Origin of the sequence: Ideonella sp. (genome assembly GCF_035254525.1) — a bacterium.
Classification (GTDB): domain Bacteria; phylum Pseudomonadota; class Gammaproteobacteria; order Burkholderiales; family Burkholderiaceae_C; genus Ideonella.
Genome location: NZ_DATFAN010000058.1, coordinates 1 through 18,430 on the forward strand (window position 1 = coordinate 1; position 18,430 = coordinate 18,430).

An 18,430-nucleotide genomic window follows, 5' to 3' on the forward strand; every position below is an offset into this window, starting at 1 on the left:
GTGATCGTGTCGAAGGCGAGGGAGCCGCTGACGAGACAGGCCATGGTGGTACCGAGGGTGAAGGGTGGGTGAACGGGCCGGCCGCACGCAACGCGGTGCGTGCAGCCTCAGGGGTAGAAAGCTTCGACGGTGTAGCCGGCAATCTGCAGCTCGCCGACGGCCAGGCGGGCGTCGACGCGCCATTGCGCGTCGGCGTCGATCGCCTCGCCGCGCAGGCCCAGTTCGGTCGGCTGCAGCACCTTGCGCGAGACGACGCGGCCGAGGGCATCGGTGAAGCTGAGGTCGAGCGCCGGCGCGCGCACGGCGAAATCGGCCGAGTTGTGCAGCTCGGCGGTGAAACGCAGCACCTGCGCCTGCTCGGTGCGGGTCAGGTCGCTGGCGTCGAGGCGGATGCGCTCGATCGCCCGCGGCGCGCCGATGCGGCAGCCCAGCTGCTCGCAGCCGGCGTGCAGCGCGGGGGCGAGTGCCGGCACCTGCGCGGCCAGTGGCTCGCGGTACTCGTAGGCCACCTGCAGCACCAGCATCACGCCGAGCACGACGGCGGCGCTGCCGAGCACGGCGCGGATGGCCGGCCGTCGCCACAGCGCCGCACGCTCGGCCTGGCGGACGAAATCGGGCTTGCGCCGGCGCCGATGGGCGCTGGGGCTCTGGTGCGCGTGGACGTGAGGTGTTTCCGCGCCATGGCCGGTGGCGGCCGCGAGCCTGGCCTGGGTGCGCCGGCTCTTGCCGCTGCGGCGGCCACGGCTGGGCTGGCGCGCCCAGTCGGGCACCGGCCCGATGAAGCGCGAGGGCGTCGGCTCTTCGGCGTCCGCTTCGGCAACGGGCTCCGGGACAGGCGATGGCAGGCGCAGGTCCCGCGCCTCGGCCGGGGCGGCCGCAGGGGCCTTGTCCGGTGCGGCCTCGATGGCGGTCGACGGCGCGGTCGGCGGGGCGGCGGCATGCGAAGGCAGTGAGGCCGATGGTGCCACCGGCGCCGGGAGCGTTGACTCGATCGCCGGCGCATCGGGCGGCGGCGTGCGTTCGACCGGCGCCGGCGCGGGGCTCGGGCTCCAGTGGTCTTCGGGCAGCGGCCCCTCGGACACGAACTCGCCGAGATGCGCCTCGCCGGCGTCGAGCCCGGCCGCCGCGGGACCGGCACCGGCCGTCCCGGATTCGTTCGCCGGGGCTTCATCCGCGTCGCCCAGGTCGAACAGCGTCTCCAGGGCGTTGAAGACCTCCTGGCACTGGCCGCAGCGGACCCAGCCTTCCGATACACGGAGCTGGTCCTGCACGACACGGAACACCGTGCTGCAGGCGGGGCAACGCGTGGCGAGGCTCATGCTGGCGATGATGCCAGCCCGCTGCCCGACCCGGGCGCCTGGCCAGGGGGCGTGCGCGGAGCCGGAAGACAGGGTGGGGGGGGCACACCCTTGGGCCTGCGGCCCCGTCCCTCCGAGAGGGAATTCGCCCCTTCGGGCGGCCGGGTGGAGCTCATGTCCCCATCAGGATCCAGCCGTCCTCGGCATCGAGCACATCGATCGCGCGCCAGGGCGCGTAGGCTGCGCGCAGCTCGTCGGCCTGCCGCTCGAGGATGCCGGCCAGCACGAGCCGGCCGCCGGGCTTCAGGTGGCCGCACAGCAGCGGCGCGAGCAGCTTCAGCGGTGTCGCGAGGATGTTCGCGAGCACGATGTCGTAGCGGCCTTGCGGCGGGTCCACCAGCTCGGCCAGCCCGGCGCGCAGCGTGACGCCGTTGGCCGCGGCGTTGTGCCGCGTGGCCTCGACGGCCGCCGGGTCGATGTCGACCGCGTCGACCTCGGCGGCGCCGTGCAGCGAGGCACCGATGGCGAGGATGCCCGAGCCGCAGCCGTAGTCGAGCACGCGCGCGCCGGCGATCGCCGAGGCGTGCTCGGCGATCCAGCGCAGGCACATGCGCGTGGTCGGGTGGGTGCCGGTGCCGAAGGCCAGGCCCGGGTCGAGCCGGATCACGCGGGTGGCCGCCGCGGGCGGCTCGTGCCAGCTCGGCACGATCCAGAAACTCGGCGTGATCTCGACCGGCGTGAACTGCGACTGGGTCAGCCGGACCCAATCCTGCTCTTCGACCGCCTGCAGGCTCTGCACCGCGACGCCGGTGGCCCAATCCTGCGCGAGCAGCAGCGTCATCGCATCGGTGGCGGCGGCCTCGCTGTCGAACAGCGCCTTCAGCGTCGAGCGCTCCCATCCGGGCTGCGGCGCCGGCATGCCGGGCTCGCCGAAGAGAGCGCGCTCGGCATCGGTGTCGGCGTCGGCGTCTTCGACCGAGACCGACAGCGCGCCGAGCTCGTCCATCAGCGCATCCGACACCGGCTCCACCAGCGCCTGCGGCGCACTGAGGACCAGCTCAAACATGGACACAGCAGTTCTCCCCTGCAGCAGCGCGAGCGAACCCAGCGGCCGCCGTGGATCCGGCTCTGCCGGTCCACCAGCGGCGCCCCCTTGAGGGGGAGGCGCCGAAGGCGCTTCGGGGGTGGGCCATCATCTCCGATGCTCGGCCAGCCAACCTTCGAGGTAGTGGATGCTCGTGCCGCCGGCGATGAACTTGGCGTCGAGCATCAGCTCGCGATGCAGCGGGATGTTGGTCTGGATGCCCTCGACCACGGTCTCCAGCAGCGCGGTGCGCATGCGCGCCAGCGCCTGATCGCGCGTGTCGCCGTGCACGATGATCTTGCCGATCATCGAGTCGTAGTTGGGCGGCACGAAGTAGTTGGTGTAGGCGTGCGAATCGACGCGCACGCCGGGGCCGCCCGGCGCGTGCCACAGGGTGATGCGGCCCGGCGACGGGAAGAACTTGTAGGGGTCTTCGGCGTTGATGCGGCACTCGATCGCATGGCCGCGCATCTCGATCTGGCGCTGCGTGAACGGCAGCTTCTCGCCGGCGGCAACGCGGATCTGCATCTGCACGATGTCGATGCCGGTCACCATCTCGGTCACCGGGTGCTCGACCTGCACCCGCGTGTTCATCTCGATGAAGTAGAACTCACCGTTCTCGTAGAGGAACTCGAAGGTGCCGGCGCCGCGGTAGCCGATGCGCTTGCAGGCGGCGGCGCAGCGCTCGCCGACCTTCTCGATCACGCGGCGCGGGATGCCCGGCGCCGGTGCCTCCTCGATGATCTTCTGGTGGCGCCGCTGCATCGAGCAGTCGCGCTCGCCCAGCCAGACGGCGTTCTTGTGCTCGTCGGCGAGGATCTGGATCTCGACATGGCGCGGGTTCTCGAGGAACTTCTCCATGTAGACCGCCGGATTGTTGAACGCCGCCCCGGCCTCGGCCCGGGTCGTCTGCACCGCGTGGATGAGGGCCGCCTCGGTGTGGACGACGCGCATGCCGCGCCCGCCGCCGCCGCCGGCCGCCTTGATGATGACCGGGTAGCCGACCGCCCGCGCGATGCGGATGATCTCCTTCGGGTCCTCGGGCAGGGCACCTTCCGAGCCCGGCACGCAGGGCACGCCGGACTTGATCATCGCCTGCTTGGCCGACACCTTGTCACCCATCATGCGGATCGACTCGGGCGTCGGGCCGATGAAGGTGAAGCCGCTTTGCTCGACGCGCTCGGCGAAATCGGCGTTCTCCGACAGGAAGCCGTAGCCCGGGTGGATGGCCTCGGCGTCCGTCACCTCGGCGGTCGAGATGATCGCCGGCATGTTGAGGTAGCTGTGGCTGGATGCGGCCGGCCCGATGCAGACGGCCTCTTCGGCCAGCCGGACGTACTTCGCATCCCGGTCGGCCTCGGAGTAGACGACGACCGACTTGATGCCCATCTCGCGGCACGCCCGCTGGATGCGCAGGGCGATTTCGCCTCGGTTGGCGATGAGAATCTTCTTGAACATGGCTGGCAGCCCGCCTTACTCGATCACGAACAGCGGTTGGCCGAACTCGACGGCCTGGCCGTTCTGGGCCAGCACCTGGGTGATCGTGCCGGCCTTGTCGGCTTCGATCTCATTCATGATCTTCATGGCCTCGATGATGCAGACGGGGTCACCTTCCTTCACGACCGAGCCGACCTCGACCAAGGGCTTGCCGCCCGGTGTCGACGAGGCGTAGAAGGTGCCGACCATCGGCGACTTGACGAGGTGGCCGGCCGGTGCGACCGGTGCCGGCGGGGCCACCGGCGCGCTGGGCTGGGCCGGTGCCGGTGCGGCCATCATCGGTGCCGCGACGGGCATGGCCGGTGCGGGGGCGGCCATCACGGTGGCGCCGGCCTTGACGATGCGAACCTTGCCGTCGTCCTCGGTGATCTCCAGTTCGGTGATGTTCGAGTCCGATACGAGATCGATCAGGGTCTTGAGCTTGCGCAGGTCCATGGGGTTCAGTCTCCGGGAGAAATTTCGACGCGATTGCCGCCGGGGAGGCGAGACGCAACGAGGCTGCGGTCAGCGAGTAGAGTTTGCGCCGATCGGCACACCATCAGCGCCGATCGTCGGCGAAGAGGCCGAATCATGCCCGAAACTCTTGCGGGCGCCCAACGGACTTGGATTCGGCACACAAAGGTCAAGAACAGACATTCCTGGCTTGCGTCGGCGGCCTCGGTGGCCGCCTGGCCGTTTGAAAGACCGCGAACTTTACGCCCATTGGGCGATTTTTGGCGCCGTTCGGGGCAAGTAGCCTCGAAATAAAGTGCCGGCCAACCTATTGACAGCTGCTTACCGCAATGGCAACCAGGCCATTACGTCAGGGGCCGGGAGCCCAGCGGCTCAGTTCGTCGAAGGTGGTCGCGCCGAGTTTGCGCCGCAGCGCGCGCCCTTCGGCCGACATCTGCACGCTGAACGGCAGCCCGCCGGCCGGGTTGCCGAGCCGGCGCACCCAGCTCAGGCCCTCGGTGCCCGCCAGCACGACCGGAAAACTCACCGGCGTCTCATGCAGAAAGCGCCGGACCGGCTCGGCCTGGTCGATCGCGATGCCCAGCACCTGCCAACCCTGAGGCGCGAAGTGGCGCGCGAAGCGGTCCAGATCCGGCATCTCCTTGACACATGGGGGGCACCAGCTGGCCCAGAAGTTGACGATCAGCGGACGGCCGCGCAGTGCTTTCAGCGCCATGCCGGCGCCGCTCGGTGTGGGCAGCTCGAGCGCCCAGAAATCCTCGAAGGTGTCGTCGGCATCGCCTTCCGGCCGACCGGCGAGCTGCCACGCACGCCAACCGAAGCCGGCGGCCAGCGCGCCCACGCCGGCGGCCGCCAGCAGCCCGCGTCGAGCCCACGGGGTCATCGGTGTGCCCCCTCGTCGTTCGCCAGGCGCTGGCGCAAGGCAGGCAGGTCGCCGCGCCAGGTCTGGCCGCGCGCGTCGGGTTTCAGCGCTCCGCGCAGTTCGTCGTGGTCATGGACCAGAAAGTGGATGCTCACCATCTCTCCCAACTCGGGGCTGCGGGCCTGGACCGTCAAGACGGTCTCCTCGTCGTGGCCCGGCTCGCTGTGGCTGTCGAATGGAATGCTTTCGTTCAGGAAGCCGATCTCGGCCGCTTTCGGGTCGTCGCAATACAGGTCGATGAAGATCGACGACAGCCGGGTCGCGGTGCCGCGCCAGACCGCGCCACCCAGGTGCGGGCGGAACTCGGCCAGGCGCTCCATCCAGCGCAGGGCGAGGCGGCGCAAGGCCTGCAGCTCGGCGGGCTGGGTGTCGGCATGGAACAGCGCCAGGTGCTCCCGCACCGCGTCTTCGACCAGCTCGTTGGGCGGCAGCACCGCGCCGCGCCCGGCCTGCGGGCCGAGTTCGCGCAGCGCGCGCCGCTTCGCGCCGGCATAGTCCAGCCCCTCCTCGACGACCAGCCGGGCGGCTCGGGCGCAGAGTTCGGCGGTGAGGGTGTCGCTGGCGGCCATGAAGATCAGGGCAGCTCGACGCCGCCCATCCGGGCCACGATGGTGCCAGCCCGGCCGCTGACATAGGCCGAGCCGGGGTTTTTCTCGAAGCGCTTGGGCGCCGGCAGCATCACCGCCAGGCGCGCCGCCGGGTAGGCGCCGAGCTGCGCGGCGTCGACCCTGAAATAGTGCCGCGCCGCGGCCTGGGCGCCGAAGATGCCTTCACCCCACTCGACGCTGTTCAGGTAGATCTCGAGGATGCGTCGCTTGTCGAGCACGGCCTCGAGCAGGTAGGCGATGACGATCTCCTGCGCCTTGCGCGCCGCGGTGCGCTCGGCGGACAGGAACAGGTTCTTGGCCAACTGCTGGGTGATCGTCGAGCCGCCGATGAGCTTGGGGGCCACATGCGGTGCCGGCTTGGGCGGCGCCTTGCCGCTCTGCGCCCGCCGGGCCTCGCGCTTGTCGAGCTGCTGGTTGATGCGCTCGGCGCGCGCCTCGGCCTTCTGGTTCTTCTCCCAGGCGGCCTCGATGGCGTCCCACTCGACGCCGCTGTGGTCGGCGAAGCCGGCATCTTCGCTGGCGATCACCGCGCGCTTGAGGTGGGACGAGATGCGTTCATCGGGCACCCACTGCTGGCTCCACAGGATCTCGTGCTTGTCGACCGCCAGGCGCCAGATCTCGCTGCGCTGGAAAGCCGTCGATTCGGGGGCGATCACCACCATCAGCGCGATGCGGGCAAGAAAGTACAGCTGCAGCGCCACGAGGCACAGCACGATCAGCCCGATCAGCCGGGCCACCTGGCGGCCGGAGTCCTGGAGCCGCTTGTTCATCGCGCGGCCGCCTCGGCGGCGAGTTGGGCGCGCAGCGCGGCGAGCACCGGCGCGGTCAGCGGCCGCACACCGCGCCACAGCGCGAAGGCCTCGGCGGCCTGTTCGACCAGCATGCCCAGGCCGTCGCGCGCGCGGGCGCCGTGCGATTCCGCCCAGCGCAGGAAGCCGGCCGCGGCCGGGCCGTACATCAGGTCCACCACCAGGGCACCTGGCGCCAGCACCCGCGGAGGCACCGGCGCGGCCTGACCCTCCAGGCTGCTCGCGCTGGCGTTGATCACCAGCTCGAAGCCGCGGCCCGGGTCATCGAGCCCGCGGGCAGCCAGCGCGGCGCCGTGCCGTTGCGCGAACCGCCGATGCCGCTCGCACAGCTGGCGTGCCCGCTCGACCGTGCGATTGGCGACCACGACCTCGGCGGGCTTCGCTTCGAGCAGCGGCCCGAGCACGCCGGCTGCGGCGCCGCCGGCGCCGACCAGCAGCACGCGCCGCCCCGCCACCGGCTGCCCGGCGCTGTGCACGATGTCGGCGAGCAGGCCCACGCCATCGGTGTTGTCGCCGAACCAGCCGTCGGCATCGAAGCGCACGGTGTTGACGGCCTCGGCGAGCACGGCGCGTTCGCTGTGGCGGGCGCAGAGGCGGAAGGCCTCGAACTTGAACGGCACCGTGACGTTGCAGCCGCGCCCGCCTTCGGCCGCGAACGCGCGCAGCGTCGCTTCGAAGCCGTCGAGCGGTGCGAGCACGCGCTCGTACACCAGCGCCTGCCCGGTCTGCGCGGCGAAAGCAGCGTGGATGAACGGCGAGCGGCTGTGGGCGACCGGGTGGCCGATCACGGCATAGCGGTCCGGGGCGGAGGCGGGCATGGTGGCGATCAGGGCGCGGTGCTGAGCGTCGTCTCCAGCCCGTCGGTCCGGGTGAAACGGAAGCGCGAGGTAACGACGATCTGGTCGGCCTGGTGGCGCATCGCGTCGCTGAACGGGCCGAACGGGCCGGCAGCGTAGGCGATCGCGATGGCGCGGCGGTCGAGCTGCGGCGAGCGTGAGGGCTGCAGCACCTCGGCATCGATGACCCGGCCGCGGGCGTCGATGGTCAGGTTCATCGTCAACTCGCCGTACAGCTTCTGGCCCTTGTATTCGGGAAAGTCGCGCGTGCCGCGGTCTTCGATCCGGCGTCGCAGCTTGTCGTAGTAGATCGCGTAGACCTCTTCACGCGTCGCGGGGCTGATGTAGCGCTTCTTCGGCCGGGCGTTCTCGGTGTTAATGCGCTTCTCGATCTCGGCCAGCAGCCGCAGCAGCTGGCGGCGTCGCTCTTCGCGCTGGACGTCTTCCTGGGTCAACAGCGGCCGCGACGGATCCGGCGGCGGCAACAGCGCGAGCTCGCGGCGGCCCTGGGCGAGCAATTGCTCCTGCGCGGCCTGCATCTGCTGGATCTGCTTCTCGAGGTCGCTGTCGGCTTCGCCGGCCACGGTGATGGCCGACGGCGGCAACGGGCTCGTCGCGCGGCCCTTCTCGGCCTCGCCGCCACCGGCCAGGCTGGCCTGGGCGATGGCCTGCGGCTTCAGCGGCGCCTCGTCCGAGCGCGCGTTGACCAGCACGACCTCGAGCGGCGTGTCCTGGAACACGCGGTTGAAGGCCTCGGGGTCGACGAAGCGCACCGTCAGCAGCACGCCGTGGAACGCGGCCGAGGCGATCAGCGCCCAGTGCAGGGCGGTCAGCGGCAGGGCCTTGAGGGTCGCCAGGATGCGCATTGCTCAGGCAGCGGCGGGCGGCGTGGCGCCTCGGTCGCTCTGGGCGGTGTCCGCGGCACCGGCTGCGTCGGCCACGTCGATCGCGAGCGTCAGCGCGCCGGCCGGGGCCTCCTCGGCCTCGGCCTCCTCGTCGGCCACGGCCTCTTCGGCGATCAGGTCATCGAGCCGCGCGGCCAGGCTGGCATGCAGGTCCAGGGTCAGCAGATCGATGCCCGTCACGCGCACCCGCACATGCGTGCCGCGCGGCAGGCTCTCGGTGCCGAGCGCGCGGAAGACCAGCGGCAGGTGGTTGCAGCGCACCAGCCCGTCCTTCATCACCGCGGCGTCGAGCTCGGCCAGGCCCTGCTGCTCGACGAAGCGCAGCGCCCAGTAGCGCTCGATCGCCGACTGGAAGCCGTTGTAGGCGCTGTAGGCGCCGTCGAAGGCCGAGATGATCGAGAACAGCGTCGCGTCCTTGGGCTTGAACGGCGCGGCGAGCGCGGCGGTGCGGCCGTGGCGTGCGCAGGCGATGATCTGCCACTGGTTGACCAGGTCCACGTAGCGCCGCAGCGGCGAGGTGGCCCAGGTGTACTGCGCGACGCCCATGCCGGCGTGCGGCGCCGGCTTCACGCCCATGCGCACCTTCACGCCGGGGGCGAGGCTGGCCTGGCTGCGGTAGATGCCCGGCACCCCGAGCTCGGCCAGCCAGCCGCCCCAGCGGCTGTTGGCCAGGATCATCGCTTCGGAGACGATCAGGTCCAGCGGCGCGCCGCGGCGGCGCTCGGTGATGCGCACGGTCTCGCTGCCGTCGGGTTCAGCGTCGTTGCCTTCGAGGCGGAAGTTGTAGTCGGGGCGGTTGAAGTTCTCCGGCTTGCCGCGAACGACTTCGCGCGCGGCCTTCAACGACTGCGCCAGACGCCAGCAGAAGGCCAGCTCCGGCGCGAACAGGTAGTCGGCCGGCGCGTCGCCTTGCAGGCTGGCCTCGGTGATGCGGTCATCGAGCTGGTCGTGGCGCAGGTTGGCGGCGATCGGCACCCGCTCGAGCCGGGTTTCGCTGGCCTGTACCGTCAGCGTGGCCTCGTCGATCGTCACGTACAGGCTGATGGCCGGGCAGTCGCGCCCCTCGGTCAGCGTGTAGGCCTGCACGACCGCGTCGGGCAGCATCGTGATCTTGTAGCCCGGCATGTAGACGGTGGACAGGCGCTCACGCGCCACCTTGTCCAGCGCCGAGTCGGGCGTGATCGCGAGGCCCGGCGCGGCGATGTGCACGCCGAGCGTGACCGTGCCTTGCCCCAAGCCGCGCACCGACAGCGCGTCGTCGATCTCGGTGGTGTGCGAGTCGTCGATCGAGAAGGCCGCCACGTCGGCGCGCGGCAACTCGTCGCGCGCCGCGGGCGCTTCCAGCGGCGGGAAGGCGTAGCCCTTCGGGAAGGTCTCGAACAGGAAGCGGCGCCAGTGGAACTGGTAGGGGCTGCTGATCGCCCCGGCGGCCTTCAGCAGATCCAGCGGCGCGCGCTGGCTGCGCTTGGCCGCCTCGACGACCGCCTTGTACTCGGGGGCGTTCTTGTCCGGCTTGAACAGGATCTTGTAGAGCTGCTCGCGCACGGGGGGCGGGCACTGGCCGGCCACCAGCTCGGCGGCCCAGCCTTCGATCTGCGCGGCCTGCTGCTTCTTGCGCTCGATCGCCAGCAGGGCGGCCTTGACGATCTCCTCCGGCGCCTTCTTGAACACGCCCTTGCCGGCACGGCGGAAGTAGTGCGGTGCCTCGAACAGGCGAAACAGCGCGGCCGCCTGGGCTTCGGGCCCGGCCTTGGCATCGAAGTAGTCGCGGGCGAACTCGACGAAGCTGAATTCGCCTTCGGGCGCGAACTCCCAGGCGAGGTCGAGGTCGATCTCGGTCGCGCGCTTCTCGGCGGCGGCGATCAGCTCGGCCGGCTGCGGCTTGTCAAAACGAAGCAGCACGTTGGCCGCCTTCACCTTCACACGCTTGCCCGAATCGAGCTCGATCTGCATCGAGCTGTCGGCTTCGGACATCACGCGGCCGGCGAGGAACTTCCCGGCGTCATCGAAAAGGGCATACATCACGGGCGGGATTGTCCCACCCCGGCCGCGCCGGCCCGGGCCGCCCCGGCCAATGGGGGGGCGGCGCGCCAGGTCGCATCGATCGCCTCGGCGTCCAGGCCCTGGGCCCGCTGCCAGGCCGGGTCGAACAAGGTGTCGGCATAGCGCTCGCCCGCATCGCAGATCAGCGAGACGATGCTGCCGCGTTCACCACGCTCGGCCATCTCCCGCGCGAGCTGCAGCACGCCGGCCAGGTTGGTGCCGGACGACGGCCCGACCCGGCGCCCCAGCCGGGCCGACAAGGCCAGCGCGGCGGCGAAGCTGCGCGCGTCGGGCACGCGCAGCATGCGGTCGATCACCGTCGGCACGAACGAGGGCTCGACGCGCGGCCGGCCGATGCCTTCGATGCGGCCGCGCTGGGTGCTGCGCAGGTCGCCGCGGCCCTGGGCAAAGGCGTCGAAGAACACCGAGTGCTCGGGGTCGACCACCACCAGCTGCGTCGTGGCCAGTGCGTCGCGCCGGTAGCGGATGTAGCGGCCGATCGTGGCCGAGGTGCCGCCGGTGCCGGCGCCGACTACGATCCAGCGCGGCAGCAGGTGCGGCTCGTGGCGCAGCTGGCTGAAGATGCTCTCGGCGATGTTGTTGTTGCCCCGCCAGTCGGTGGCCCGCTCGGCGTAGGTGAACTGGTCCATGTAGTGGCCGCCGCAATCCCGCGCAATGCGCTCGGCCTCGGCATAGACCTCGCCCGGCTCGACCTCGACACAGCGGCCGCCGAAGAAGGCGATCTCGGCCAGCTTGGCCGCGGCCGTGCCGCGCGGCACGACGGCGACGAAGGGCAGGCCCAGCAGGCGGGCGAAATAGGCCTCCGAGATGGCCGTCGAGCCCGACGAGGATTCGACGATCGTCGTCCCGGGCCCGATGTGGCCGTTGCACAGGCCGTAGAGGAACAGCGAGCGGGCAAGCCGGTGCTTCAGGCTACCGGAAGGGTGGGTCGACTCGTCCTTCAGGTAGACGTCGACGCCAGGGTACTCCGGCAGCGGCAGCGGGATCAGGTGGGTGTCGGCCGACCGGCGGGCGTCGGCCTCGATGCGCTGCAGCGCGGTGGCAACCCAGGTGCGTGTCATGCGGCGCGGGCGCCGGCGACGGCGTTGGCGGTGGATTGGGGCATCGCCAAATTGTCGCAGGCGCCTGCACCGCGGCCGCCCTCAGGGCAGCGGGATCACGTAGTCGGTCAACTGGCCGGTGCTGCGGTCGAAGTGGGCCCCCGGCGCCTTCAGCGCATCGACGAAGAAGGCCACCGCGCCGACGCAGGCGGGGCCCTCGTGGCGCAGCGCCAGTCGGCCGTCGGGGCCGGTCTTGCCGGCGGCCGGCTGGTTCAGGTCATAGTCGTCGAGGAAGCGACCCCGCACCTTGACGCCGGCCTGCGGCTGGCCGAGCGCATCGGTCACCGTCAGCACGGCGCGCACCTTGTTGCGTGCCTTGGGCGTGCAACTGCCGGGCGCATCGGGGTCCTCGATGAACTTGCCGGACATCACCAACTGGCTGACCTGCAGGCAGGTGCCGGTGCAGGGGGTGATCGGCTGCAGGCGCACCAGGCGCTGCGAGCGGCCGATCAGCGCCAGCGCAGCGATCGCACCGCGGTCATTGGCGGGGCCGCCGATGGTGACGCTGGCACCCGGGTAGGCCGGCGACAGCCGCGTGTCCAGCGCCTGAGCCAGGCCATCCGGCCCGTCGGCGATCACGCCGACACCGGTGACGGTGGCCGACACCGTCGCGTCGGTCGCGAGGCTGCCGATGCCCCAGCGCGACAGATGCCCGTTCGGGCTGTTCGACAGAAGCTGCCACGCGCCGTTCGCCGGGCGGTAGCGGTGCAGGTACGACAAGGATTGGCCGGTCGTGGTCATCAGGAACCCGGCGAGCTCGCGCCGGTCGTTGATCTTCAGGCCGAAGCCGTAGGCCGGGTAGAAGCCGGGCGGTGGGGCCGGCAGCGGGGCGACGCTCGTCACGTCATCGAGCGAATAGCTGTGGCCGTCGCTGACGACCCAGCCCCCGGGGCTGACGCTGCCCGGCCGCTCGAGCGGGAAACCGGCCGCGGCCAGGTCGAGCAGGCCGCCCGCGGCCGTCCAGACGAAGGGCCGAAAGCCGGCCGGGCCCGACGCGTGGCCGACCACGCGACCCTGGGCATCCATGCCGGCAGCGGCCGCGCCGGTGTAGCCGGGCAGGGTGCCGAGGTCGGTGAGCTGGTAGATGCCGCCGATCCGGTCCCAGACGACGGCGTGCGAGGCGGTCGCGAAGTCGCTCAGCGTGCCGGCGACCTGGCCCGCGTCGTCGATGGTCGATGGCAAGATCGGCAGGTTGCCGATCGTCGGCAACACGGCCCGGGCGCCACCAACGGGCCACACGGCGGTGTGGTAGGCCGGGGGGCACTGGGTGTGGTCACCGCAGGGCCACTCGGCGAACGCGCCGACGACATCGCCGCGGCGGTTGATGGCGTGGGCGGCGGTGCCCGGCGAGTCGATGAATTCGATGGCCAGCTGCGGGCCGGCTGCGCACACGGGCAGGGCGGTGAGCAGCAGGCTCGACAGGGCGGCGCGGCCGCAGGCCGCGCGCGGCAGGTCGAAGGCAGGGGCAAGGGCATGGGACATGGCGACTCCTCTCGTCATCGTGAGATGGTGGATTCGCCAGCGCCGGTGCCGCGGGGCTGGTGCTCGACCAGTCTAGGGGTCGAGTCTCGACGGGTTCTGCGCCAGGTCAAGGCGCAGAACTGGCTCAGACCGTCATGCCGCCCGAGACTTCCAGCACCGCGCCGTTCACGTAGCTCGCCTCGTCGCTCGCCAGGAAGGCGTAGACGTTGGCGATCTCGTCGGCCCGGCCCAGGCGCTTCAGGGGCACCTGCTCGCGCATGTGGTCGAGCACCTTGTCCGGGATGGTCGCGAGGATCGGCGTCTCGATGAAGCCGGGCGCGACCGCGTTGACGCGCACGCCCTTGGGCCCCAGCTCGCGGCTCCAGGTCTTGGTGAACCCGATCACGCCGAACTTGGCCGCGGCATAGTTGGTCTGGCCGAAGTTGCCGTAGATGCCCACCACCGACGAGGCGTTCAGGATCACGCCGCGGCCTTGCTCGACCATCGTGTCCGCCACGGCCTGCGCGCAGTGGAAGACGCCGCGCAGGTTCACGTCGATCACCGCGTCGAACTGGGCCTCGGTCATCTTCTGCAGCCGCGCGTCCTTGGTGATGCCGGCGTTGTTGACCAGCACGTCGATGCGGCCGTGGGCGGCCTTGACGGTGGCGACCATCGCATCCACCTGCTCGCGCTTCGTCACGTCGACCACGTGGCCCTCGGCACGCCCGCCGGCCGCGCGGCACTGCGCCACGGCGGCCTGGACCGCCTCGGGGCGGATGTCGCAGACGATCACCGTCGCGCCCTCGCGCGCGAACTTCAGCGCGGTGGCCAGGCCGATGCCTTGGGCAGCGCCGGTGACGATGCAGATCTTGTCGTTCAGTCTCATGGGATCAACCGCAGGAAGCGAAGCACGAAGGGAAGCTGGTCGGCGAAGTCGGACAGGGCGTGGTCGCTGCCGTCGAGCAGCAGCGTCGTCGCGCCCGCATGGCGCGCGCACATCTCGCGCCAGTCGAGCAGCTCGTCACCCTTGGCGATGACCGCGGCGTAGCGCTCGGGCTGGGTCAACGCGGCCGGCGTCATCGCCCGCAGCTCGTCGACGTACTCGGCGCGGAAGTAGAAGCGCTCTTCGGGGTTCTGCCAGGTGCTCTGCTCGCCGATGTAATGCGCGAGGTCGCGCGCCGGGTCGACGGCCGGGTTCAGCACGACGGCGCGGCAGCCGGTGGCCTCGGCCACGACATCGGCGTAGAAGCCGCCGAGCGAGCTGCCCACCGCCGCCATCGTGGCAGGCGGCCAGCCGGCAATGCCGGCGAACACCAGGTCCATCGCCTGGCGCGGCGAGGGTGGCAGCTGCGGGCACCAGAAGTGCACGCCCGGCCGGTTCTCGGCCAGCCAGCGGCCGACCATCTGCGCCTTGGTGGACAGTGGCGACGACCGAAAGCCGTGGAGGTAGAGGACGTGGGTGGTGGCGCTGTCCAAGGGCTTCATTTCGCCGCCAGCGCGGCCAGCAGCTTGTCGTGCACACCGCCGAAGCCGCCGTTGCTCATGCACAGCACGTGGTCGCCGGGCTTCGCGGCCTTCACGACGGCGGCGACCAGGGCGTCGATCGAATCGGCCACCTGGGCCTGCGCGCCCATCGGCGCCAGCGCCTCGCGCGCGTCCCAGCCGAGGTTGCCCTGGTGGCAGAACGCGAGGTCGGCTTCTTCGAGCGCCCAGGGCAGCTGGGCCTTCATCGTGCCGAGCTTCATCGTGTTCGAGCGCGGCTCGAACACGACCAGGATGCGCTGCGCGCCGACCTTGCGGCGCAGCCCGTTGACGGTGGTGCGCATCGCGGTCGGGTGGTGGGCAAAGTCGTCGTAGACCTTCACGCCGCCGGCCTCGCCGCGCAGCTCGAGCCGGCGCTTGACGTTCTCGAAGCTGGCCAGCGCGGTAGCCGCCTGCTCGGGCGCGACGCCCACGTGCTCGGCCGCCGCGATCGCGGCCAGCGCATTGAGCTGGTTGTGCTCGCCCAGCAGGGGCCACTCGACACGCGCGATCTTCAGCGCACCGCGCAGCACGTCGAAGGCCTGCGGCTCGCCGCGCGCGCGCCAGGCGCCGGGCTCTTCCTTGCGCGAGCCGAAGCGCTGCACCTCGCTCCAGCAGCCACGACCGAGCACGCGCTGCAGCGCCTCGTCGCGTGCGTTGACGACCAGCCGGCCTTGCGACGGCACGGTGCGCACCAGGTGGTGGAACTGGGTCTCGATCGCGGCCAGGTCCGGGAAGATGTCGGCGTGGTCGTACTCGAGGTTGTTCAGGATCGCGGTGCGCGGCCGGTAGTGGACGAACTTGCTGCGCTTGTCGAAGAAGGCCGTGTCGTACTCGTCGGCCTCGATCACGAAAGGGGTGCCGCCGTCGGTTTCGCCCAGCCGCGCCGAGACGCCGAAGTTGCGCGGCACGCCGCCGACCAGGAAGCCCGGGTTCAGCCCGGCCTGGTCGAGCACCCAGGCCAGCATCGCCGTCGTCGTCGTCTTGCCGTGGGTGCCGGCCACGGCCAGCACATGGCGGCCGTGCAGCACGTGTTCGGCCAGCCATTGCGGGCCGCTGGTGTAGGCGGCACCGGCGTCGAGCACCGCTTCCATCAGCGGGTTACCGCGCGTGACGACGTTGCCGATCACGAACAGGTCGGGCTGCAGCTCGAGCTGGTCGGCACCGTAGCCCTCGATCAGCTCGATGCCCAGCGCGCCCAGCTGGTCGCTCATCGGCGGGTAGACGTTGGCGTCGCAGCCGGTCACGCGGTGCCCGGCTTCGCGCGCCAGCGCGGCCAGGCCACCCATGAAGGTGCCGCAGATGCCGAGGATGTGGATATGCATGGCCACGAAGGAAAAACTCTGGGCAGCGGCCCGCGCGCGGCGGGCCGCAGGCTGGTCAGGCGGGTTCAGCCGGCGCGCAGGGCGTCACGCGCGGCTTGCACGGTGGCGGCGATGTCGGTCGCCGTGTGGGCGGCGCTGACGAAGCCGGCCTCGTACAGCGCCGGCGCCAGGTAGACGCCGTGGCCCAGCATGGCGTGGAAGAAGCGGTTGAAGCGCTCCTTGTCGGTCGCCATCACCTCGTCGTAGTTCTGCGGCAGCGGCTTGCCGAAGAAGAAGCCGAACATGCCCCCCTCGCTGTCGGAGGAGAAGGGCACGCCGGCCTCGTCGGCCGCTGCCTGCAGGCCCTGCACCAGCGAGCGGGTGGAGGCGCCGAGCGCCTCGTAGAAGCCGGGCTTGGCGATCTCGCGCAGCGTGGCCAGGCCGCAGGCCGTGGCCACCGGGTTGCCCGACAAGGTGCCGGCTTGGTAGACGGGGCCCAGCGGCGCAAGGTTCTGCATGATCTTGCGCGTCGTGCCGAAGGCGGCCAGTGGCATGCCGCCGCCGATGACCTTGCCGAACACGCTGATGTCGGGCTTGAAGCCGGGCAGCGCCTTGGCGTAGAGGCTTTGCGCGCTGCCGAGCGCGACACGGAAGCCCGTCATCACCTCGTCGAACACCAGCAGCGCGCCGTGCTGATCACACAGCTCGCGCAGGCGCTTGACGAAGGGCACCGCCGCGCGGACGAAGTTCATGTTGCCGGCGATCGGCTCGATCATCACGCAGGCCAGGTCCGCCCCGTGGGCAGCAAATGCGGCCTCGAGTTGCTCGATGTCGTTGTAGCGCAGCACGATCGTGTGCTGCACGACCTCGGGCGGCACGCCGGCGGATGTCGGGTGGCCGAAGGTCGCCAGGCCCGAGCCCGCCTTGACCAGCAGCGCATCGGCGTGGCCGTGGTAGCAGCCCTCGAACTTGATCAGCTTGGAGCGCCCGGTCGCGCCGCGCGCGAGGCGGATGGCGCTCATCGCCGCCTCGGTGCCCGAGCTGACCAGGCGCACCTGCTCGATGCTCGGGACGTGGCGGATGATCTCTTCGGCCAGCTCGACCTCGGCTTCGGTCGGCGCGCCGAAGCTGAAGCCGTCGTGGGCGGCCTTCAGCACCGCGTCCAGCACGGCCGGGTGGCCGTGGCCGAGGATCATCGGTCCCCAGGAGCCGATGTAGTCGATGTACTTCGTGCCCTCGGCGTCCCACATGTAGGCGCCTGCGGCGCGGGCGATGAAGCGCGGCGTGCCACCGACGGCGCGAAAGGCCCGCACGGGCGAATTGACGCCCCCCGGGATGCTGAGCTGGGCGCGCTCGAACAGCGCGGCGTTGCGGGAAGACGAATCAATGGACACGGCGCGAGCCTCCGGGCGGGGTGAGCGGCTCGTTCGGTGCGGCCCCGTCGGTCTCGGGTTCGCCGCCTTCGGCCAGTTCGGGGTTCTCGCCATCCTCGGGCGGCAGGGCCCAGAAGAAGCGATCGGGGATGATGTTGCCCATGCCGGGCCGGAAGCCGGCGTCCAGGCTCTGGTCGAGGAACTGCAGCGCCTCGCCGACGGCGGCCTGCAACTCGCTGCCCACGGCCAGCAGCGAGGCCAGCGCAGCGGCCAGGGTGTCGCCGGCGCCCACGAAGCTCACTTCGAACAGCTCGAACTTCTCACCGGTCAACGCGCCCTGGGCCGAGGCCAGCACGTTGTCGATGAACTGCCCGGTCGTGCCCTTGGCCGGCAGCATCACGCCGGTCACCAGCACATAACGCGTGCCGTGCTCGGCGGCGGCCACCGCCAGTTCGCGCGGCGAAGCCGGGCGGTCGGAATCCCAGTCGGGCAGCAGGAAGTCGGTCAGCGTCTTGTGGTTGCCGACCAGCACCTCGGTGGCCGGGAGGATGAGCTCGCGAAAGGATTCCAGGTATTGCGATGCCATGTCGTCGTCGAGCCAGCCAAGGTTCGGCAGATACGACACCAGGGGGATGTCGGGATAGTCCGACAGCACCTCGGCGACCGCGCTCACGCCCTCGGCGCTGCCGAGGAACCCGACCTTCCAGCCGGCGACCGTGATGTCCTCGAGCACGGTGCGCGCCTGCTCGGCGATGGCTTCGGCGTCAATGGCATGCTGATCGAACACCTCGGCGCTGTCGCGCATCAGCAAGGCGGTGGTCACCGGCAGGGCGTGGGCACCCATCGCCGCCAACGTCGCGACATCGCCCGCGGTGCCACCGGCACCGCTGGGGTCGGCGGCATTGAAGGTCATGACGCAACTCGGGGCGCTGCTCTCTTGTGCTGCGCCGTCGTCGACGTCGCTCGGGGTGCTGCCCTTGGGCAGATCGGAGGCCATGAATGAGCGGGAGTGTCCGTCGTTCGGGCCAGTCTTCACAGCGAAGACTGACCTCTAGGGGATTGTGAAGAATGTTGCGTAGGTGCCTACGCAGCCTTGGCTTTTGGCCAAAACGGGTGGATACAATGATTTGTCATTGTAGTGAGCGATGCGTGTCGACGTGAGTGAACCGCGCACCTGGATGTGCCTGATCTGCGG

The 18,430-nt window shown here is 70.8% G+C and carries 17 protein-coding genes; all 17 read right to left on the reverse strand.

What is annotated here, in order from left to right; translation table 11 throughout:
- Positions 1 to 107 precede the first annotated feature (107 nt).
- Positions 108 to 1,319, reverse strand: coding sequence for a DUF3426 domain-containing protein (locus tag VJ693_RS05200; RefSeq protein WP_324152431.1), 1,212 nt, complete (start codon positions 1,317 to 1,319; stop codon positions 108 to 110).
- 151 nt (positions 1,320 to 1,470) lie between these two features.
- Positions 1,471 to 2,364: a 50S ribosomal protein L11 methyltransferase gene (gene prmA, locus VJ693_RS05205; RefSeq protein WP_324152448.1), complete on the reverse strand. Its 894-nt coding sequence runs from the start codon at positions 2,362 to 2,364 to the stop codon at positions 1,471 to 1,473.
- Positions 2,365 to 2,490: 126 nt separating this feature from the next.
- Complete coding sequence (gene accC, locus VJ693_RS05210; RefSeq protein ID WP_324152432.1) at positions 2,491 to 3,840, reverse strand: acetyl-CoA carboxylase biotin carboxylase subunit; 1,350 nt, start codon at positions 3,838 to 3,840, stop codon at positions 2,491 to 2,493.
- Positions 3,841 to 3,855: 15 nt separating this feature from the next.
- Positions 3,856 to 4,314, reverse strand: coding sequence for an acetyl-CoA carboxylase biotin carboxyl carrier protein (gene accB / locus VJ693_RS05215; protein ID WP_324152433.1), 459 nt, complete (start codon positions 4,312 to 4,314; stop codon positions 3,856 to 3,858).
- 367 nt (positions 4,315 to 4,681) lie between these two features.
- The gene (locus tag VJ693_RS05220; RefSeq protein WP_324152434.1) at positions 4,682 to 5,215 is read right to left on the reverse strand and encodes a TlpA disulfide reductase family protein; all 534 of its coding nucleotides are present in this window, start codon (positions 5,213 to 5,215) and stop codon (positions 4,682 to 4,684) included.
- Positions 5,212 to 5,823, reverse strand: coding sequence for a hypothetical protein (locus VJ693_RS05225; RefSeq protein ID WP_324152435.1), 612 nt, complete (start codon positions 5,821 to 5,823; stop codon positions 5,212 to 5,214). Before VJ693_RS05225 ends, VJ693_RS05220 begins: the two co-directional genes overlap by 4 nt.
- Before the next feature lie 5 nt (positions 5,824 to 5,828).
- Complete coding sequence (locus tag VJ693_RS05230) at positions 5,829 to 6,632, reverse strand: transglycosylase domain-containing protein (protein WP_324152437.1); 804 nt, start codon at positions 6,630 to 6,632, stop codon at positions 5,829 to 5,831.
- Positions 6,629 to 7,489 (reverse strand): shikimate dehydrogenase, encoded by an 861-nt coding sequence (gene aroE, locus VJ693_RS05235; RefSeq protein WP_324152439.1) that lies wholly within the window; start codon positions 7,487 to 7,489, stop codon positions 6,629 to 6,631. The genes VJ693_RS05230 and aroE overlap by 4 nt, the downstream gene beginning before the upstream one ends.
- Positions 7,490 to 7,497: 8 nt before the next feature.
- On the reverse strand, positions 7,498 to 8,373 hold the full coding sequence (locus VJ693_RS05240) for an energy transducer TonB (RefSeq protein ID WP_324152440.1): 876 nt from the start codon (positions 8,371 to 8,373) through the stop codon (positions 7,498 to 7,500).
- A gap of 3 nt (positions 8,374 to 8,376) precedes the next feature.
- Positions 8,377 to 10,434 (reverse strand): ribonuclease catalytic domain-containing protein, encoded by a 2,058-nt coding sequence (locus tag VJ693_RS05245; RefSeq protein WP_324152449.1) that lies wholly within the window; start codon positions 10,432 to 10,434, stop codon positions 8,377 to 8,379.
- Complete coding sequence (locus tag VJ693_RS05250) at positions 10,434 to 11,537, reverse strand: PLP-dependent cysteine synthase family protein (protein WP_324152441.1); 1,104 nt, start codon at positions 11,535 to 11,537, stop codon at positions 10,434 to 10,436. Before VJ693_RS05250 ends, VJ693_RS05245 begins: the two co-directional genes overlap by 1 nt.
- Positions 11,538 to 11,618: 81 nt before the next feature.
- The gene (locus tag VJ693_RS05255) at positions 11,619 to 13,058 is read right to left on the reverse strand and encodes a hypothetical protein (RefSeq protein ID WP_324152442.1); all 1,440 of its coding nucleotides are present in this window, start codon (positions 13,056 to 13,058) and stop codon (positions 11,619 to 11,621) included.
- A 124-nt stretch (positions 13,059 to 13,182) separates the two neighbouring features.
- Complete coding sequence (fabG, locus tag VJ693_RS05260; RefSeq protein ID WP_324152443.1) at positions 13,183 to 13,923, reverse strand: 3-oxoacyl-ACP reductase FabG; 741 nt, start codon at positions 13,921 to 13,923, stop codon at positions 13,183 to 13,185.
- Positions 13,920 to 14,522, reverse strand: a complete 603-nt coding sequence (locus tag VJ693_RS05265) for a YqiA/YcfP family alpha/beta fold hydrolase (RefSeq protein WP_324152444.1) — start codon at positions 14,520 to 14,522, stop codon at positions 13,920 to 13,922. Before VJ693_RS05265 ends, fabG begins: the two co-directional genes overlap by 4 nt.
- Positions 14,519 to 15,883, reverse strand: coding sequence for a UDP-N-acetylmuramate:L-alanyl-gamma-D-glutamyl-meso-diaminopimelate ligase (gene mpl, locus VJ693_RS05270; protein WP_324152450.1), 1,365 nt, complete (start codon positions 15,881 to 15,883; stop codon positions 14,519 to 14,521). Before mpl ends, VJ693_RS05265 begins: the two co-directional genes overlap by 4 nt.
- 65 nt (positions 15,884 to 15,948) lie before the next feature.
- Positions 15,949 to 17,349: a glutamate-1-semialdehyde 2,1-aminomutase gene (gene hemL, locus VJ693_RS05275; protein WP_414652231.1), complete on the reverse strand. Its 1,401-nt coding sequence runs from the start codon at positions 17,347 to 17,349 to the stop codon at positions 15,949 to 15,951.
- The gene (thiD, locus tag VJ693_RS05280) at positions 17,246 to 18,232 is read right to left on the reverse strand and encodes a bifunctional hydroxymethylpyrimidine kinase/phosphomethylpyrimidine kinase (RefSeq protein ID WP_414652232.1); all 987 of its coding nucleotides are present in this window, start codon (positions 18,230 to 18,232) and stop codon (positions 17,246 to 17,248) included. The genes hemL and thiD overlap by 104 nt, the downstream gene beginning before the upstream one ends.
- Positions 18,233 to 18,430 lie beyond the last annotated feature (198 nt).

Excerpts from the sequence above, each read along its gene's own strand:
- VJ693_RS05200 (WP_324152431.1), bottom strand. The coding sequence starts at position 1,319 with ATGAGCCTCGCCACGCGTTGCCCCGCCTGCAGCACGGTGTTCCGTGTC.
- prmA (WP_324152448.1), bottom strand. The coding sequence starts at position 2,364 with ATGTTTGAGCTGGTCCTCAGTGCGCCGCAGGCGCTGGTGGAGCCGGTG.
- accC (WP_324152432.1), bottom strand. The coding sequence starts at position 3,840 with ATGTTCAAGAAGATTCTCATCGCCAACCGAGGCGAAATCGCCCTGCGC.
- accB (WP_324152433.1), bottom strand. The coding sequence starts at position 4,314 with ATGGACCTGCGCAAGCTCAAGACCCTGATCGATCTCGTATCGGACTCG.
- VJ693_RS05220 (WP_324152434.1), bottom strand. The coding sequence starts at position 5,215 with ATGACCCCGTGGGCTCGACGCGGGCTGCTGGCGGCCGCCGGCGTGGGC.
- VJ693_RS05225 (WP_324152435.1), bottom strand. The coding sequence starts at position 5,823 with ATGGCCGCCAGCGACACCCTCACCGCCGAACTCTGCGCCCGAGCCGCC.
- VJ693_RS05230 (WP_324152437.1), bottom strand. The coding sequence starts at position 6,632 with ATGAACAAGCGGCTCCAGGACTCCGGCCGCCAGGTGGCCCGGCTGATC.
- aroE (WP_324152439.1), bottom strand. The coding sequence starts at position 7,489 with ATGCCCGCCTCCGCCCCGGACCGCTATGCCGTGATCGGCCACCCGGTC.
- VJ693_RS05240 (WP_324152440.1), bottom strand. The coding sequence starts at position 8,373 with ATGCGCATCCTGGCGACCCTCAAGGCCCTGCCGCTGACCGCCCTGCAC.
- VJ693_RS05245 (WP_324152449.1), bottom strand. The coding sequence starts at position 10,434 with ATGTATGCCCTTTTCGATGACGCCGGGAAGTTCCTCGCCGGCCGCGTG.
- VJ693_RS05250 (WP_324152441.1), bottom strand. The coding sequence starts at position 11,537 with ATGACACGCACCTGGGTTGCCACCGCGCTGCAGCGCATCGAGGCCGAC.
- VJ693_RS05255 (WP_324152442.1), bottom strand. The coding sequence starts at position 13,058 with ATGTCCCATGCCCTTGCCCCTGCCTTCGACCTGCCGCGCGCGGCCTGC.
- fabG (WP_324152443.1), bottom strand. The coding sequence starts at position 13,923 with ATGAGACTGAACGACAAGATCTGCATCGTCACCGGCGCTGCCCAAGGC.
- VJ693_RS05265 (WP_324152444.1), bottom strand. The coding sequence starts at position 14,522 with ATGAAGCCCTTGGACAGCGCCACCACCCACGTCCTCTACCTCCACGGC.
- mpl (WP_324152450.1), bottom strand. The coding sequence starts at position 15,883 with ATGCATATCCACATCCTCGGCATCTGCGGCACCTTCATGGGTGGCCTG.
- hemL (WP_414652231.1), bottom strand. The coding sequence starts at position 17,349 with ATGGCGAGAACCCCGAACTGGCCGAAGGCGGCGAACCCGAGACCGACG.
- thiD (WP_414652232.1), bottom strand. The coding sequence starts at position 18,232 with ATGGCCTCCGATCTGCCCAAGGGCAGCACCCCGAGCGACGTCGACGAC.